This window comes from Sutcliffiella sp. NC1, from assembly GCF_027594365.1.
Taxonomy (GTDB): domain Bacteria; phylum Bacillota; class Bacilli; order Bacillales; family Bacillaceae_I; genus Sutcliffiella; species Sutcliffiella cohnii.
The window spans coordinates 3775563-3792220 of sequence record NZ_CP115153.1; the positions used below are offsets into that span (position 1 = coordinate 3775563).

15 protein-coding genes are annotated in these 16658 nt (G+C 33.8%); 4 read left to right on the top strand and 11 right to left on the bottom strand.

The features are described 5' to 3' along the window. Nucleotides 1–10: 10 nt before the first annotated feature. The 3 genes from O1A01_RS19700 to sppA all read right to left on the bottom strand — a co-directional run bounded on the left by O1A01_RS19700 (nt 11) and on the right by sppA (nt 2310). Nucleotides 11–709 (bottom strand): DUF2953 domain-containing protein, encoded by a 699-nt coding sequence (locus tag O1A01_RS19700; protein ID WP_235858071.1) that lies wholly within the window; start codon nt 707–709, stop codon nt 11–13. Nucleotides 710–792: 83 nt separating this feature from the next. Beyond that, nucleotides 793–1296 (bottom strand): RDD family protein, encoded by a 504-nt coding sequence (locus O1A01_RS19705; protein WP_066413114.1) that lies wholly within the window; start codon nt 1294–1296, stop codon nt 793–795. Nucleotides 1297–1308: 12 nt separating this feature from the next. Beyond that, nucleotides 1309–2310 (bottom strand): signal peptide peptidase SppA, encoded by a 1002-nt coding sequence (gene sppA / locus O1A01_RS19710; protein WP_270064804.1) that lies wholly within the window; start codon nt 2308–2310, stop codon nt 1309–1311. A 144-nt stretch (nt 2311–2454) separates the two neighbouring features. On the opposite strand from sppA, the gene O1A01_RS19715 reads away from it, so the two are divergent. Then, nucleotides 2455–3255, top strand: a complete 801-nt coding sequence (locus O1A01_RS19715) for an NAD kinase (protein WP_066413117.1) — start codon at nt 2455–2457, stop codon at nt 3253–3255. A gap of 114 nt (nt 3256–3369) precedes the next feature. Here the strand turns inward: O1A01_RS19715 and O1A01_RS19720 are convergent, their stop codons facing one another. The 4 genes from O1A01_RS19720 to O1A01_RS19735 form a co-directional block, all read right to left on the bottom strand. Continuing rightward, nucleotides 3370–4965, bottom strand: coding sequence for an amidohydrolase (locus O1A01_RS19720; RefSeq protein ID WP_270064805.1), 1596 nt, complete (start codon nt 4963–4965; stop codon nt 3370–3372). Nucleotides 4966–5279: 314 nt separating this feature from the next. Continuing rightward, nucleotides 5280–5483: an alpha/beta-type small acid-soluble spore protein gene (locus O1A01_RS19725; RefSeq protein WP_066413123.1), complete on the bottom strand. Its 204-nt coding sequence runs from the start codon at nt 5481–5483 to the stop codon at nt 5280–5282. A 107-nt stretch (nt 5484–5590) separates the two neighbouring features. Continuing rightward, on the bottom strand, nt 5591–6802 hold the full coding sequence (gene thiI / locus O1A01_RS19730; protein WP_066413126.1) for a tRNA uracil 4-sulfurtransferase ThiI: 1212 nt from the start codon (nt 6800–6802) through the stop codon (nt 5591–5593). 1 nt (nt 6803) lies between these two features. Beyond that, the gene (locus O1A01_RS19735) at nt 6804–7946 is read right to left on the bottom strand and encodes a cysteine desulfurase family protein (protein ID WP_066413129.1); all 1143 of its coding nucleotides are present in this window, start codon (nt 7944–7946) and stop codon (nt 6804–6806) included. 238 nt (nt 7947–8184) lie between these two features. Here O1A01_RS19735 and brnQ point away from each other — a divergent pair, with 238 nt between their 5' ends. Then, complete coding sequence (gene brnQ, locus O1A01_RS19740) at nt 8185–9492, top strand: branched-chain amino acid transport system II carrier protein (RefSeq protein ID WP_066413131.1); 1308 nt, start codon at nt 8185–8187, stop codon at nt 9490–9492. Nucleotides 9493–9528: 36 nt separating this feature from the next. Here brnQ and ezrA read toward each other — a convergent pair whose 3' ends face one another. Next, complete coding sequence (gene ezrA / locus O1A01_RS19745; protein WP_066413132.1) at nt 9529–11226, bottom strand: septation ring formation regulator EzrA; 1698 nt, start codon at nt 11224–11226, stop codon at nt 9529–9531. Between the two features lie 188 nt (nt 11227–11414). Between ezrA and hisJ the strand changes: the two genes are divergently transcribed. Then, entirely contained in the window at nt 11415–12221 is an 807-nt protein-coding gene (hisJ, locus tag O1A01_RS19750; protein WP_270064806.1) for a histidinol-phosphatase HisJ, read from the top strand. Here hisJ and refZ read toward each other — a convergent pair. Beyond that, on the bottom strand, nt 12218–12850 hold the full coding sequence (refZ, locus tag O1A01_RS19755; RefSeq protein ID WP_270064807.1) for a forespore capture DNA-binding protein RefZ: 633 nt from the start codon (nt 12848–12850) through the stop codon (nt 12218–12220). The two genes, hisJ and refZ, sit on opposite strands and share 4 nt — an antisense overlap. A 156-nt stretch (nt 12851–13006) precedes the next feature. Between refZ and O1A01_RS19760 the strand changes: the two genes are divergently transcribed. Then, nucleotides 13007–13492 (top strand): GAF domain-containing protein, encoded by a 486-nt coding sequence (locus O1A01_RS19760; protein WP_066413138.1) that lies wholly within the window; start codon nt 13007–13009, stop codon nt 13490–13492. Nucleotides 13493–13528: 36 nt separating this feature from the next. On the opposite strand, the gene megL is transcribed toward O1A01_RS19760, so the two are convergent. Continuing rightward, the gene (gene megL, locus O1A01_RS19765) at nt 13529–14710 is read right to left on the bottom strand and encodes a methionine gamma-lyase (protein ID WP_066413141.1); all 1182 of its coding nucleotides are present in this window, start codon (nt 14708–14710) and stop codon (nt 13529–13531) included. Nucleotides 14711–14851: 141 nt separating this feature from the next. Continuing rightward, nucleotides 14852–16594: a sensor domain-containing diguanylate cyclase gene (locus O1A01_RS19770; protein ID WP_066413142.1), complete on the bottom strand. Its 1743-nt coding sequence runs from the start codon at nt 16592–16594 to the stop codon at nt 14852–14854. Nucleotides 16595–16658 lie beyond the last annotated feature (64 nt).

The window sequence follows — 16658 nt, forward strand, 5'->3', positions numbered from 1 at the left end:
CTCCTTTAATTTACATTGTTTGTTGTTCTTCTTTCTTAGAAAGCTTTGATAAAGGACGTGTTTTAAAGTTCGGCATGCCGCCCTTCCAGTATTTTACGATTCTTATGCCTGCCAGTATAGCATTCCCTACACGAAACCGAATCATACCCTTTAATAATGTTTGAGAAGTAAATTGTTGGAAATAAGGTGTTACCGTAATTATCGGAGTAGTTTGTAATATCATCTTGTTGCCAATAATGCCCACTACGCCACCTTTAACACTCCAAATAGTTCCAACTAACATACCTGTATAAGCTGCATCTCCAACCCCAATATTGGTATGCCATTCAAAATGCTTTACTTCTATTTTTGCCATAAACCTTCTAATTATTTCATGCATTCCAACAACATGACGAACAAGTTGATACGTATCCTCAATACTTTGCCATATTTCTTTTGGAGAAAAGCTCTTTTCTTTACTTTTTTGCTGAGCATCTCCCATTTTTGTTTTTTCTTGAACTACGACAGAACCAGTATCCTTCTCTAACTTAACTAGGGGGACATCTACTGTATATCGTATTAGGCCAAAAAGCGCTCTAAATTTTATCGTTAATTGGTCATTATCTTGTTCGTGTTGAAAAAATATGTTAACGGTTATTTTCGTTATGGTTAATAAAAAAATAAATAGGATAAGTATGACGAATAGGACTATAACAATCCACCACCACATAAAAGACACACCCCTTCCATTGTCCATTATTTCCCTGTTAAACAAAAATAAACCTACTTCTGTAAAGAAGCAGGTTTATACTTTTATCTTTCATGTATGACTGTTGTTTCGCCAATAAAATCATGTATTCCTTGTTTTTTCCCGGTAAAAGCTACAACGGCATATAGAAGAGTAGTGAAAAAATTGAACGTAATAATAAATCTTCCTACTCCTTCACGAAATAACACGGACACCCAACTTAAATTACTTTGTTTTAACGGAATTACTTTTAGGCCAAATATCATTTTACCAAGAGTTTGACTCCATACTTTCGTCATAACGATAAAATATCCATACCAAATAATCGCTGTTGCAATTGAAGAAGGAGAGAACATAAAACTACTTGAAGTAGAAATGTCTAACATTTGAAAAATAGGATGAATAATAATTCTACCGATACTTGCAATAATGATAAGATCGAAACTGTATGCCCAAAACCTCATCCAAAAGCCAGCATATCTAAAGTCCTTTTTCTCGTCATTTAATTGTCGTTCTTCTTCTAATAGCACATTCTTTTCGTCATCATTTATTTTTTGAAATTCACTCACTATATTCCCCTCCTACTCTGCATACAAATACATCAACCTTGGTGCATTAGGTTGAGAAAATAGTGTTGACAGCAACTGCATTTCGGCATTTTGCTGGAATAAAGAACTTGTTTTCATTAGAAATAATGAACCTAAGCCGATATTTTCTTGATATTGGACAACTTGGACATTACCTAGCTTATAATCTTCTTTTAAAGCATCAAGAACATCGTCATAGTACCCTAATTCATCAACTAAATTTATATCTTTTGCTTGAACACCATCATAAATTCGTCCATCTGCTACTTGGCGCACTTCTGCTTCACTCATATTTCTTCCGTCTACAATAACATCAACGAATCGACTATACATGGAATCTACCATATCTTGTAATATGCTCCGTTCACTTTCGGTCATATCACGCGTTTGCGATAAAATATCTTTATATTCACCACTTTTTATCGTTTCAAATTTTACTCCATATCTCTCTGCAAGCTCTCCAAAGTTTATCCCTTGCATAATAACGCCAATTGAACCTGTTAATGTTTCCGGCGTTGCAAAAATTTTGTCTGCTGGCGCAGATATATAGTACCCTCCTGAAGCAGCCATTGATCCCATCGAAATATATATCGGTTTATCTGTTTCCTCTTTTATTTCTACTAATTTCCTATGTATTTCAGCACTCTCATAAACTCCACCACCAGGAGTATTTACTTTTAATATAATTCCTTTTACTCCATCATCTTCTTTCGCTTGATCTAACATTTTAAGAAATTTTCGATGTTGATAACCAGACGTCATAAATAAGGATTCTCCAGTATCCTGTATCACCCCATTTAGTTCCATTACTAACACTTTACGATTAATATTACCGTTTTCTAACACCTTTTCCATAAATACTTCTTCTGTATTAAATAAATCAGTAGCTAACGCATTACTAAGCCCTTCTGATTTCGAAGTTGCCATAGATGTAATAATGGATACAAAAAATAATAATCCTGCAATTCCTAAAGCTAACCATCGTTTTCCACTCATTTTACGTTCCTCCCCTTTATTTTTGATTTTTTTCATAAAGAAACAAATAAACCCACATTATAAAATTGTACTAAAAAGTTCGCAAAATTGGTAATAACATCTATGTTAAAGTTAAGATAAGTTTAAAAATAGGAGGTAATTCACATGCCAAATCGCCGCAACGTTTACTTTTTTTATAAACCAGAAGAAAAGTATGAACAAAAGGTCCAATCTATCTTTCAACTTGCCAAACAATATGATTTTACAATCGTAAACGATTATCGTAAAGCGAATATTATCGTTGCAATAGGAGGAGACGGAACCTTCCTCCAAGCAGTACATAAAACAGGATTTAAAGATGACTGTTTATATGCTGGTATTGCCACAGGAGAAACTTTAAGCTTTTATTGTGATTTCCATATTGATGATACTGAAAAAATAGTAGAAGCAATTACAAGTGAACAAATTGAAGTTAGAAGATATCCTTTTATTAATGTTACGATTGATGGTAATACAAAGTTTCAATGTTTGAATGAATGTACTGTACGGTCTGGTATTATTAAAACTTTTGTTGTAGAAGTTTTTATAGATGACTTGCACTTTGAAACTTTCCGCGGCGACGGTATGATTGTATCCACTCCTACCGGAAGCACTGCCTACAATAAATCAGTTCGTGGTGCTGTCGTCGATCCTATGCTATCTAGTATACAAGTAAGTGAGCTTGCATCATTAAATAACAACCACTATCGAACTCTCGGCTCTCCATTCATCCTATCTGGTGAGCGAAAATTAACACTGGAAGTAGTTCAAGATGGAAACGATTACCCGGTCATCGGCTTAGATAATGAAGCATTAGGAATTAGAAACGTACAAAAGTTAGAAATCTCATTAAGTGATACAAAAATAAAAACAGTTAAATTAAAAGACAATTCTTTCTGGGAAAAAGTTAGAAGAACATTTTTATAGAATTTAGTAGGCATTGATGCAAGTAGGTTTTTGCACGTAAGCAGATTATACTCATGATTACTTTACCGGTAACTCTCCATAAAACAAGTACAAAAAGGAGCAAATTGCTCCTTTTTATGCTTCATACATCACTTCACCATTTACTACCGTTCTTTTCACTTTCACGTGAGGAATTTGATCCTCCTCTACTTTAAAAAGGTCATCCTCTAACACTGTAAAATCCGCATAATAACCTGGGGCAATAAAACCTTGAACTTTTTCGTTTCCAACAGCTTGAGCGCTTCCTTTTGTAAACAAACTAATTGCTTCAAACATCGTTAACTTCTCATGTTCCCCATACACTTTCCCAGTTGGATCATTTTCTGCTTTTCTACTAACCGCTGCATATATACCTAAAAGTGGATCGACAGGTTCAATTGGCGCATCTGAACCACCAGCACATATAAAACCTTCTTGTAGTAATGTTTTCCATGCATAGCTATATTCCATTCTTTCTTCTCCAAGCCTCTCCAAGATCCAAGGAAAATCCGAAGCGACAAATCTCGGTTGAATGTCTAAAATAACTGGTAATAACTTTGCACGTTTAATTAACTCTTTCCTTAAAATTTGGGCGTGTATTAAACGGTCCTTTTCACCAACAGGCGCAGGAAACATACTTATAGCATCTAACGCATATTCAAAGGCTAAGTCGCCAATTGTATGAATTGCGATAGGCATATGATAATTTCTTGCCTTTTCTACTAGACGAAATAAATCTTCTTTCGAATGGATTGCAACACCGCTACTTTTAGGTGCATCCTTATATGGTTCACTCAATAATGCCGTTCTGCCACCTAATGCTCCATCTGCAAAGATTTTCATTGCACCAAACGTTATAAAAGCAGTGCTTTCTTTATATCGATAACCTTCTTGCTGCATATCATCGACAATCTCATGATGGACTAATAAGTTTACTCGATAATGTAGGCCATCTTGTTCGATGACTTGTTTAAACGTTTCATATGTATCGTGAAAGCTCCCATAATAGGCTAAGTCCTCACTATGACTGCCAACTAATCCTTTACTTAAGCAATCTTTAATGGATGTTTGTAAAGCTTTATATAAATATGTTTGGGTTGATTTTGGAATTATATTTTTAACTAATTCTTGCGCTTGATCTAGTAATAATCCAGTAGGCTCTCCATTTCCATCTTTCACAATAACTCCACCTTCTGGATTTGGTGTATCTTTTGTAATATTCGCTAACGATAAAGCCTTGCTGTTAACTAATATTGCATGACGACAAATTCTTGATAAAACCATGGGATTTATTGGAGCAATTTCATCCAACTCGCCTCGATTAAATATTTTTCTATTTGTAAAATTGTTTTCATTCCAACCTTCCCCAAATACCCAATCATTTGGAGAGGTTTTTTGCACTTTATATTTTAAAGCGCTCAACAGTTCTTCTGGCGATAAAAATGTCGATAAATCTAATCGTAATAATTTTTCACCATGGCCAATTAAATGCATATGGCTATCTGTGAACCCTGGAAACATTACTTCTCCTTGAAGATTTATCTTTTCATCAATTGTACTTGAATACTTTTTTATTAAATTGTTATAACTACCAACATCTTTAACAAAGCCATTTTCAACATATAACGCCTCCACTGTTTCCCCTTCATTTAACATTGTGTAAATTTTACCACCGTACCAAATAGTTCCCATAGCCATCTCCCTTTTCATTACCTTTTCGATTCGCCTTATTTTTTATTTTATCAATTATCGCTTCCCTTTTTCTACTAAATCTCAACAAAAAACCCCTTACCTTTCACACATGCAGTGATGGTAAGGGATTATTCATTATCCTTTTTGTTCATTAGATATTTTAGCGTGTTTCGGTTCGTTTCTACGTTTTCTTCCTTGTTTTTGCTGTTGCTTATGAACTTGATTTTGCTCTTTCATTCTAAAGTTCCCCCATTTAATAAATATTTTTGAGCGAAACGAAAGGTGGGGTTTCCCCCACCTTATAGCCATTATTATTAGAATGAACTTCCGCCTAATTGTTGTTCAGCCATTTGAACTAAACGTTTTGTAATTTCTCCACCAACAGAACCGTTAGCGCGAGAAGTTGCATCAGGACCAAGTTGAACACCGAATTCAGAAGCGATTTCGTATTTCATTTGGTCAAGAGCTTGTTGTACACCAGGAACTAATAATTGGTTTGAATTGTTGTTGTTTGCCATGTGTTATCACCTCCTTGTGAGTATAGAATGTGTAAAAACACATGGCATCATTCCAACAATTCAGTGGTAATTGATTACAATTTTTACTTAAAATTCATGAACGTGAATTAAAACAAGTCTGACAAGGCATCGTCCGCTTCCAACGAATCTGATGTAATTGTTATCGTCTCGGTTTTCGCAACAGCTTCTTGAATGTACTGTTCCATGTTTTCAAAGAAGCTTTCATAATACGAAACTTTCTCTAATTTTGGTTTTGTTTTTGGTGCTGCAGGTGTAAAAATAGTACAGCAATCCTCAAATGGGCGTTTAGAAATGTCATACGTATCTATTTTGCGAGCAATTGCAGTAATTTCTGTTTTATCCATCGTAATTAACGGTCTGATTATCGGCGTGGATGTGACATCATTAATAGCAAACATACTCTCTAACGTTTGACTTGCAACTTGCCCTAAACTTTCACCTGTAATAATTGCTAAACCTTGCTCTTTTCTTCTTAGTTCATCGGTAATTTTTAACATAAAACGTCGAGTCGAAGTCATCGTATAATTACTTGGAACTTGTTTCTGAATGGCAACTTGTATTTCAGTAAATGGAACAATATGCAACTTAATAGTGGAACCGTATTGTGTTAACTTTTTAACCAAATCAATTACTTTTTGTTTCGCCCGCTCACTAGTATATGGTGGACTAAAGAAGTGAACTGCATGTAGTTCTACTCCACGCTTCATCGCAAAGTATCCTGCTACCGGACTATCAATTCCACCTGATAACATTAGCATTCCTCTACCACTAGTACCAACAGGAAGTCCGCCTGCTCCAGGGATATCTTTGCTCGTAATATAAGTAGCGTCTTGTCTTACTTCAACCCTCATATTAATATCTGGATTTTTCACATCAACCGTTAAATTATCTGTATTGACTAACACATGTGAACCAATTGCATAGTTTAACTCATTTGTTTCTAATTCAAATTGTTTATAAGAACGTTTTACAGAGACTTTAAAAGTTTTCCCTTCATAATCCATATCTTTTATAGCAGCTAGTGCACCATCCTTCATAGCTTGTACATCGGTTTTCACCTTCATCGCTATACTAAAAGATTGTATCCCAAATATTTTTTTAACTTTTTCTATTATAGCGTCATGTGGTTCGCCATTTAATACGATAAAAATACGATCACGAGTTTTTTGTAATTGTATACTCGGGAATTCTTTTAAAGCTTGCTTTATATGGCTACTTAATGTTCTTATAAATAAATTTCTATTTCTCCCTTTTGTTGATAATTCACCAAAGCGAATCAAAATGTGATCATATGTCATGTTATAACCTCGTTACTTGTTGAATTTGTTTGATTGATTTCGTTAAAACTTCTAAAAACAGCTTCGCTTCTTCCATTGTATTGCTGTAAGATAAGCTAACCCGTAATGCTGTTTCTGCCTCTTCCTTTGGCTTTCCCATCGCAATTAATGTTTTACTAGGGGCCTTTCTTTTTGATGAACAGGCTGATGTTGTAGAAACAAAAATATTTTCTTTTCCTAACGAATGAATTAGCACTTCTGCTTTAATGCCTGGAACAGAGAAGTTCACAATATGCGGTGCTGATTTTGTAGGTGTATTTACAATAACATCTGGAACAGTTAGCAAATTGTTTATTAAATATGTTTTTATTTCCATTAACTTATTACTTTCAAGTTTAAACTTTTCAAGTGACAACCTTAATGCTTTAGCCATTGAAACGATACCTGCTACATTTTCAGTGCCTGATCGTAACGTTAATTCTTGATTCCCCCCGCCAAACAAAGGTGATAGTTTAGTGCCTTGTTTTATATATAAAATCCCATTTCCTTTTAAGCCGTGGAACTTATGTGCAGACATTGTACACAAATCAATATAACTATTTTTAAAATTCAGCGGTACTTTCGTAATCCCTTGTACATGGTCGACATGGTATATAGCCGAGGAATGTGCTTTTATTATTTTACCTATTTCTTCAACAGGTTGAACTACTCCAGTTTCATTATTCACATGAATAATAGAAACTAAAATCGTGTCGGGACGCAAACTTTCTTTTAACACATCAAGCGAAACAAGTCCATCTTCTGTCACAGGTAAATACGTAATTTCAAATCCTAATTGTTCTAGCTGCTGGCACGCTTCACTTACAGATGGATGCTCAATTTCTGTTGTAACAATGTGTCTACCACGTTGCTCATTTCTTAAGGCTGTACCTTTAATGGCGATATTATTTCCTTCGGTACCACCGGACGTAAAAATAATCTCTTTAGAATGAACATTTAACAGTTTCGCAACTGATTCTCTAGCTTGCTGTAACAATTTTTCAGCATCTCCTCCGAAGCGATGTAGAGAGGAAGGGTTACTAAAGTAATCATCTGCTACTTTTATATATGATTGAAGTACTTCTTCATAAGGTTTTGTTGTTGCACTATTATCTAAATATATCAATGCAAAACCCCCAGTTTTCAAGCTTTTTCGCAACTATTAATACTAACATATTTACACTAATGATGAAAGAAAAGATTCATTAGTGTTTAGAAAGAATAATCCTTTTCTTAAGTATTAAATAATAATACAAAGATTACATACTAATTAAAAGAAAAAGAATAATTTTTCGACAAATTTCTTCACTTCTATGGTAATATGTAAACGGATACATTTTATTATACATCTTAGGGGGACAACGATGAGCAATAATCAATTTTCGAAAAAGGATGTTTTTATCCTTGGCCTCATGCTCTTTGCATTATTTTTAGGAGCAGGTAATTTGATATTCCCACCTCTATTAGGTCAGTCTGCTGGAACAAATATTTGGATTGCAGTTATTGGTTTTTTAATTACAGGTGTGGGATTACCTTTATTAGGGGTACTAGCGATTGCATTTTCTGGAGGGGACTTACAAGTTCTTGCCAATCGGGTAAACCCTACTTTTGGCATCATTTTCACAATGATTATGTACTTAGCTATTGGGCCATTTTTTGGAATACCACGAACTGGCACAGTCGCATTTGAAATTGGTGCAGTTCCTTTTTTACCTGATGGAAATAATGCCCTTGCATTATTAATATATACACTAATCTTTTTTAGTATTTCTTATTATTTAGCTTTAAATCCAACAAAATTAGTAAGTCGCATCGGAAAAATATTAACCCCGATATTATTAGTTGTCATAGGAATCCTTGTATTTAAAAGTATTTTAACTCCGATGGGAACGATTGGTACACCAACTGAAACGTATGCAACTAACCCATTTTTCACAGGCTTTATTGAAGGTTATTTAACAATGGATACTATTGCTGCACTTGTGTTCGGAATTGTTATTATTTCTTCCATTCGGGACCGAGGAATTACTGATAAAAAAACGATTGCCACTCTATGTATGAAAGCTGGAATTATTGCAGCTATAGGTTTAACAATCGTATACGCTTCACTCGCTTTCCTTGGGGCAACAAGTTTACAAGCGATAGGAGAAGCTTCTAACGGTGGCGTTATTTTATCTCGTTCCGCTAATTATTTATTTGGTTCATTCGGTGCTCTCATTTTAGGATTAGCGATTACTTTTGCGTGCTTAACTACTTCTGTAGGATTAATTTCTGCATGTAGTAAATTTTTCGAAAAAACGTTTCCAACCATTTCCTATAAAGCATTCGTAGCGATCTTTAGTCTTTTTAGTATGGCTGTGGCCAACGTTGGTCTTGATTTACTTATTTCTATTTCATTGCCAGTTCTCATTACTATTTATCCGCTAGCAATTGTTTTAATTGTTTTGTCATTTTTACGTTTAAATAACCCATCTACTGTTTATATTTTTTCGCTGATCTTTACTGCTTGCATAAGTATTGTTGACGGTCTAACTACTGCGGGAATTCATCTTCCTACCATAAATGCAATCCTATCCTTCTTACCTTTATTTGAAGAAGGAGTCGGCTGGCTCTTTCCTGCTATAATTGGAGCATTAATTGGTTATATTTTGTCTAGAAAAAAACTCTATTAGGCTTTTTGCCCAATAGAGTTTTTTCATTAGTCGTTTTTATTCGTTCTTACTTTCCGGTTCCACAGCATCTAAACTTCTTAAAATTCCAGGTTCTACTTTTTCCAATGTTGTACCAGCAATTTCTAAAGCGTTAGCATACTCATAATTTCGGAAATGTTGCTCTGCATCTAACAATTTTGTATGCACTTCTAAATTTTTACTTCTATATCTATTACCGTATTGAATTAACTTCTCTGATAATGCGGCCTGTTCCAACAACTCATTTATACTTACGGAACAACTTTCAATCATTTCTACCGCTTCACGTAATACAAGATTCACCGCAACCATGTTTAAAGGTTTCGCTTCTAATTGTTCACTTACTGCTTTTAGTTGCAAATGTGAAGTTGTAAGCTGCTCTACATATTGCTGTGGTAATCCAGGAATGTTACTTTTCTCAATTGATCGTTTCGCGTTTAGAAGTAGCTTCCTAAGTTGGTACAATTGATCTCTAGCTATTAATTCATCTTTTCTTAAAGCTTGTAGCTTTGTTGTATGTTGGCTAGACAATTCCTTTAACGAAATAATCTGCTCTAATATATCTTCAAGCTCTTCTTTTAAAATTGTATATGCTAGTGATTGTTCATCAAGCTGGTTTGTTAATGTAACGTAACGATCGTAAAGAGTTTGAATACTTTTGTCTAGACTTTTTTGAGTTGCAATGTCTTCATCTTGTAATTGATAGCTTTCTTGAACAACTTCTGTCTCCTCTTTTGTCGCTGCCGCTTCATTCATAAGGATGTCAAGCTCTTCTTTTGTAGGTTCCATTTCCTTCATGATAAAATGTTTAGCTAGCACTTCTTGCTCCATTTTGTCATACAATCCTTCTAGCTCTTCTTTAACTCCTGTTATAACTTCAGTCACTTCTTTTACTTTTGCTTCTTTTAATAGAGTTAGCAATTCTTTTACTTTCTCTTCCAGACCGCTAACTCCCTTATCTAGTTCTAGATGGTCTAGTACATAACCTTCCCCTAGCATTTCTTCTGAACCACTTTGAATTTCTGCTAGTTGACTAGGTATCACTGACTGACAATCAATGAGTAAGTTAGGAATTTCCTCGATTTTATATTGTATTTCTGTAAAGTCCTCTTCTAGCCTCGCAACAATATCTCTCGCCTCTAAATAGTTCCCATTTTCTGTAGCTTCTTCATAAGCTTGAAACTTCTCAACAAGGGATTCTAACTCTTTTTCTAAAGTTTGGATCGATAAGCCGTATTGATGGCGTTGTGTTAACAGTTGTTTTTTAAATTCTTTATACTTTTCATCCATAATAGCAAACTTTTCGACACTTTTTGTTTGGCTTCCAATTAATTCTTGTAGCTCTGAATAAATTTGTTTTATTTGCTCTTCTATTTCTTCTAGTTTCTCATCAATAAAATGTAATGTTTGGTTTGCTCTTTTGAATTTATATTTATCCGTACATTCTTCTGTATCAAATAGTAATTCTTCAATATCAGGGAGCTGTCTTGTTAAAATATCATCCCATTTATTTCTCCAGTTTTCGAAAAGCTCTTCTGTTTGACCAGTCATGTTTAAATGTTTTACACGTGATAACTCTTCTGTAACCGGTTTATTTGTAATATCCATTTTCCACTCTTCTAGCCGGTCTATCTCTTTGTATATCTTTTTTCTGGAAAAATAACTGAATGTAACAAAGATGATTGCGATAGTTAAAATACCAATGATTATTTCCATACTTAGTCCCCTTTTACCTACTAATCCTCATTCAAAAAACGATAGATTTATATTAAACTAATTTATATGTAAACAAAGTCTATATCTTATATGTATTCATTGTAATTATGATACCATGTAAACGACAATTTTTGAGCAATTATTTTAATTTTTTTACATTAAATTGCTGATTAGGGGGTTTTATATAAATGAGAGATCAACACGTCCATTCTCCATACTGTCCGCACGGGTCGACTGATACGTTAGAAGCTTATGTTCATAATGCAAAGAAACACAATCTTAGAGAAATTTCTTTTACTGAACATGCTCCATTACCACAAGGCTTCATAGACCCTACTCCTTTAAAAGATAGCGCCATGAGTTGGAGTGATTTACCACAATATTTAAAAGATGTCCAACTGATAAAGGAAAAATATAAACGAGATATAAAGGTTAACGTCGGATTAGAAATTGATTATATCGAGGGATTCGAACATGAAACACGAGCTTTTTTAGATGAATATGGGCTATTGCTCGATGATAGTATATTATCTGTTCATTTTATAAAAAAAGAAAATAACTATTATTGTATAGATTATAGTGAAGATAACTTTCACACTATCATTCAACAATATGGAAATATTCGTTTTGTTTATGATAAGTATTTTGATACGTTAAAAAAATCCATTCTTTCTGATTTAGGCCCTTATAAACCTACTAGGATTGGACATATAACACTTGTTGAAAAGTTTAAAAAGAAGTATCCAGCTCCTTTTGAGTTATCGAGCTACTCGAATACAATATTAGATTTAATTGTACAGAAAAAGTACTCACTTGATTATAATGGAGCTGGTATCGTTAAACCGTTATGCGGTGAAACGTATCCACCACTTAGCATTGCAACAGAAGCTGCAAAAAGAAAAATCCCTCTCATATATGGGTCTGACGCCCATAGTGCTAAGGATTTGATGCAAGGGTATGAATTTATTAATTCTACCTTACTTATAGAAAACTAAAGTGCTAATGGCTGATGATAGGATGGTGATGCAAATACAGATTGCTCTAGCCATTCTATTATCATTTTATTATATTGCTCCATCGCATTCGGTTCGTAAGGCATATAATGCCATACTTCAGCTAAATATTGCGCTTGTAAAAAAGGCATACTTATCATACTTTTCAAATGGACAATCGTCATCGGAATAGAAATTGCTTGCAATTCCTTCTGTCTTTTTCCTTCCTCTAAAAATGCCTTCCAATAAAATTTTTCTTTCGTTAAATACGTAGACATTACTTCTCTTACTAAGACAGTGTCTAACGTAATTTCTCGATAAACGAATCGTGCTAAATGTCGATGTTCTTTATGATATTGCATGAGTAGCTTAACCGTCATCACCATACATTCTTTCGGAGCCATCGTTTTTAATTGTTGGTAACCTTCCTCTAAAACATTTAAATAACTATCAAAAAATGAAGTAATTAAATATTCTTGAAGTCCCGCTTTATTCATAAAGTAATAGGAGATATTGGAGACATTTGTTTTTGCCATTTTTGATATTTCTCTAACGGACGTTCCTGAATACCCTTTTGTATTAAATAACGTAATCGCAGAATCGATAATTTTTTGCTTCGTTATATTTTCCATACAATTCTCCTTTCTACTTTAATAGTTTTCAGTTCTATTAGTTGATTTCTATGAGAGTTCCGTTTATCCTTTTAATAAATGTCGACAAAGTTTATCTGTTTTCTTGATAATTTGATGTTTTTCTTTATTTTCTATTAAAAAAGTGAGGGGATTATGATGTTTCAAGTCGAACATTACAATGGTACGCGTGAAGAAAATTACGAATTAGTTATAAAACAATTAAAAGCATTGATTGCTGACGAACCAAATATGATTGCTAATCTAGCAAATGCCTCTGCTTTACTAAATGTGTTTTTAAAAGAAATAAATTGGGTCGGGTTTTATTTAACGGATGAAGAAAACATGCTTGTGTTAGGACCTTTTAACGGTTTACCTGCATGTGTACGGATCCCGTTCGGAAGAGGAGTTTGTGGTACGGCTGCATCTACAAAAGAGACACAATTAGTAGAGGATGTTCATCAATTCCCTGGCCACATTGCTTGTGACGCTGCTAGTCAGTCTGAAATAGTAGTACCTATGGTAAAAAACGGAAAAGTAATCGGAGTATTAGACATTGATAGTCCAATTAAAGGCAGATTTGATAAAGTAGATCAGCTGTATTTAGAAAAATTTGTAGAAGTAATTCTTGCAGAAATTAAATAAGAATTTGGCGCCTTTGTATAAAAGGCGCCGTTCTCGTTATATTTGATTTAATGCTTGATTTAAGTCATTCCATATATCTTCCCAAGATTCTAAACCAACAGATAATCGAATTAAATTATCGGTTATACCCATTTGCTCTCGACTCTCTTTTGGTACAACTGCATGAGTCATTGTCGCTGGGTGCTGTATTAACGTTTCCGCATCGCCTAAACTAACTGCTATTTTTATTAATTGTAACTCGTTTAGTAATTTTTGAGCTTCCTCTTTATTACCTTTAATTTTAAATGAAATGAGTCCACCACCCCTTCTCATTTGCTTTTTCATCACATCAAAAGCAGGGCTTTCTTCATCTCCTGGGTAATAAATTGATTCTATTTTTGAATGCTTCTTTAATTCGTCCACTATTTTTTCAGCATTATCACAATGGCGATCCATTCGGACAGGTAATGTTTTTAATCCTCTAATTAAGAGCCACGCATCAAACGGTGACAACACACCACCAATATCTTTTAAAGTTGTCATAGCTATATTTTTAATTGTGTCTGCTTTTCCAACGATTAAACCAGCAATAACATCTCCATGTCCTCCAATATATTTTGTCGCACTATGAACGACAATATCACAACCAAAGTCGATAGGATTTTGAAGATACGGTGAGCTAAACGTATTATCAACAACGACAGGTATATTTCTTTCTTTCGCAATTTCAACAACTAGTTGCAAATCAATTAGCAACATCGTAGGATTTATCGGGGTTTCCACATATATACAAGCTGTTTCCGGTTTAATTGCCTCTTCTATTTGTTCCCTGGTTTGCATCATGGAAAAACTATGAGATATTCCATACTTTTCTTGCATCATTTGCAATAAACCAAAAGTACAACCGTAAACCCCTTGTGAGCATAAAATGTGATCATTACTTTTTGTTAAACTAATTAAGACTGCAGACACAGCCGCCATTCCTGAACCGAATGCAAGACCAGCCTCTGCATTTTCTAAAGAAGCAATTCTGTCTTCTAACATTTTTACGGTAGGATTACCTAGTCTTGTATAAATATATCCATCCTCTTCTCCTCGAAATCGACGTTCCCCTTGTTCTGCCGTTTCAAATGAAAAAGTTGATGTTTGATAAATAGGCGGTACTAAACTTCCATGAAAATCTTTACTACTATATCCGTCATGAATTATTTTCGTTTCAAACTTTTGCTCTTTTTTCATATATAACCCTCCTATCCCCTCTCTTTATAGCATATTCCATTTGAATCAATAATGAAAGCGTTTTCTTTTATGAAATAAATAAGAGCTGTAAAACTTTTGTAGGAAGTTTTACTGCTCAAAATTTATTTTTGTTTCTATTACTCAACCGGCAGATACTTTGTTTTTACCTTGCCCCTTCGCCTTGTATAAAGCTGTATCGGCTCGTAAAAATAATTCCTTCGCACTGTCGTTCTTTTCTTTTTGCCAGAACGACACACCACATGATACGGTTACAGACGGTGATGTATGCTCACTAACTCGTTTTTTAATACGGTCTGCAATTTGTAAACCTAGCGATAAATCTATTTTTGGTAAATAAATAGCTAGTTCTTCTCCTCCCCACCTTGCTCCAATATCCGTATCTCTTAAATTATCTTTTATAACAGAACCTACTTGAATTAATATTTCGTCCCCAATTTGGTGACCGTACTGATCATTCACTAATTTAAAATCATCAATATCTAATAAAATAAAGGTTCCGAATGAATCGTGTTTCATCGACAGCTTAATTTTATCATCTAAATATTTTCTCGAGTAAAGTTTTGTTAAGTAGTCTGTTATGACGTACTTTTCTAATTCTTCTCTTAAAATAGAATTACTAAATGCGAGTGTTGAGTGGTGAATTAAAGATTGTAGTAATTTAAATTGATCAAACGTAAAGAAATAAGGCAATGGATGAACGACGACACACGCTCCTATCTTCCCGTTTGTTAAATCCATCGGTATTAACATACAGGAACAAAACTGAATATCATCGAATTCATCAAAAGTACGAAGATCTCCAACAAATAAAGGTTCCATCGTACGCAAAGTATACTTTCTTATATAATGTTTAAACGAACTGGACAAACTGTGTTTAAAAAAGTCTGTTGAACCTTCCAGTATTTCAATTTCTTCATTTGCTCTTTGGAAAGTACAAAAACCTACTTCCTTCGCTTGAAACGAATTAATAATATTTTCTCTCATATATGTTGTTACTTCATTTAAACGTAAATTCGTATTTAATTGATGTGACGTTTCATTGATTAATTTTAAATCGGATATTAGTTGTCTTGATTGCTGATATAATTGGGCATTCTCAAAAGCTGTTCCAGCCGTATTTGCAAGTAATACTAAAAACTTTAATTCCTCTTTCGGAAAAATCATCGAGTCTAGGCTAATAATTTGTAATACACCGTAAACTCCTTGTTTTCCTTTTAAAGGAATATACACTAACGATCTACGTTCTGAAATAGAGTCTACTGTTTGAACTTCACCTGAAACATAAGCTTGCCATGCTGTTTCATTCGTTGTGTCCATTTCTAGATTTTTCACAGGTAAATGTTGAAGATTCTCATAATCCGATGTCAATAATAAATAGTAAGAAAAATCTTCGTATATTTCTCTTAAAGTTTTGAAAATTTCGTTTAACACTGTTTCCACTTCCATGGAGGAGTGAAAAAGTGAAGTAACTGAATATAATTGCTCGTATCTTTTTTCACTTCGAGTAGAAAAATCGCTTGAGTTTATTTTAGTTAACAGTTTAAATAGTTCCGCTGACAACTCATGTAAAAATGAGTGAGTGAATTTCATTTTTTCATAAAAGTAAATATGAACAGTACCTATTACTGTCTCATCTTCTCTTAAAGATAGTATAAGCTTTTCTTTCTCACTCTTAAATAATCTTTCGTTATTAAAATTCTCTTCATCCTTTAATTTAAATGTAACTAATTGTGCATTTAATTCTTTTTGAAGTAATTTTTCTAAAAAATACAACAGTTTGTTTTCGGAAAAACTTTTCTCTACAATCAAATAGTCGTAAATTTCAGTTTTAATAGTAGACATCATCTTTTGACCAATATCCATTACATTCACCTTTTAGTAGTTTATGCCTATATTATAAACTTTCTTGTTAAATTTTACTATATAT

Coding starts and splice junctions, on each gene's coding strand:
- O1A01_RS19700 (WP_235858071.1), bottom strand. CDS start 709: ATGTGGTGGTGGATTGTTATAGTCCTATTCGTCATACTTATCCTATTT.
- sppA (WP_270064804.1), bottom strand. CDS start 2,310: ATGAGTGGAAAACGATGGTTAGCTTTAGGAATTGCAGGATTATTATTT.
- O1A01_RS19715 (WP_066413117.1), top strand. CDS start 2,455: ATGCCAAATCGCCGCAACGTTTACTTTTTTTATAAACCAGAAGAAAAG.
- O1A01_RS19720 (WP_270064805.1), bottom strand. CDS start 4,965: ATGGGAACTATTTGGTACGGTGGTAAAATTTACACAATGTTAAATGAA.
- O1A01_RS19725 (WP_066413123.1), bottom strand. CDS start 5,483: ATGGCAAACAACAACAATTCAAACCAATTATTAGTTCCTGGTGTACAA.
- thiI (WP_066413126.1), bottom strand. CDS start 6,802: ATGACATATGATCACATTTTGATTCGCTTTGGTGAATTATCAACAAAA.
- brnQ (WP_066413131.1), top strand. CDS start 8,185: ATGAGCAATAATCAATTTTCGAAAAAGGATGTTTTTATCCTTGGCCTC.
- ezrA (WP_066413132.1), bottom strand. CDS start 11,226: ATGGAAATAATCATTGGTATTTTAACTATCGCAATCATCTTTGTTACA.
- hisJ (WP_270064806.1), top strand. CDS start 11,415: ATGAGAGATCAACACGTCCATTCTCCATACTGTCCGCACGGGTCGACT.
- refZ (WP_270064807.1), bottom strand. CDS start 12,850: ATGGAAAATATAACGAAGCAAAAAATTATCGATTCTGCGATTACGTTA.
- O1A01_RS19760 (WP_066413138.1), top strand. CDS start 13,007: ATGTTTCAAGTCGAACATTACAATGGTACGCGTGAAGAAAATTACGAA.
- megL (WP_066413141.1), bottom strand. CDS start 14,710: ATGAAAAAAGAGCAAAAGTTTGAAACGAAAATAATTCATGACGGATAT.
- O1A01_RS19770 (WP_066413142.1), bottom strand. CDS start 16,594: ATGGATATTGGTCAAAAGATGATGTCTACTATTAAAACTGAAATTTAC.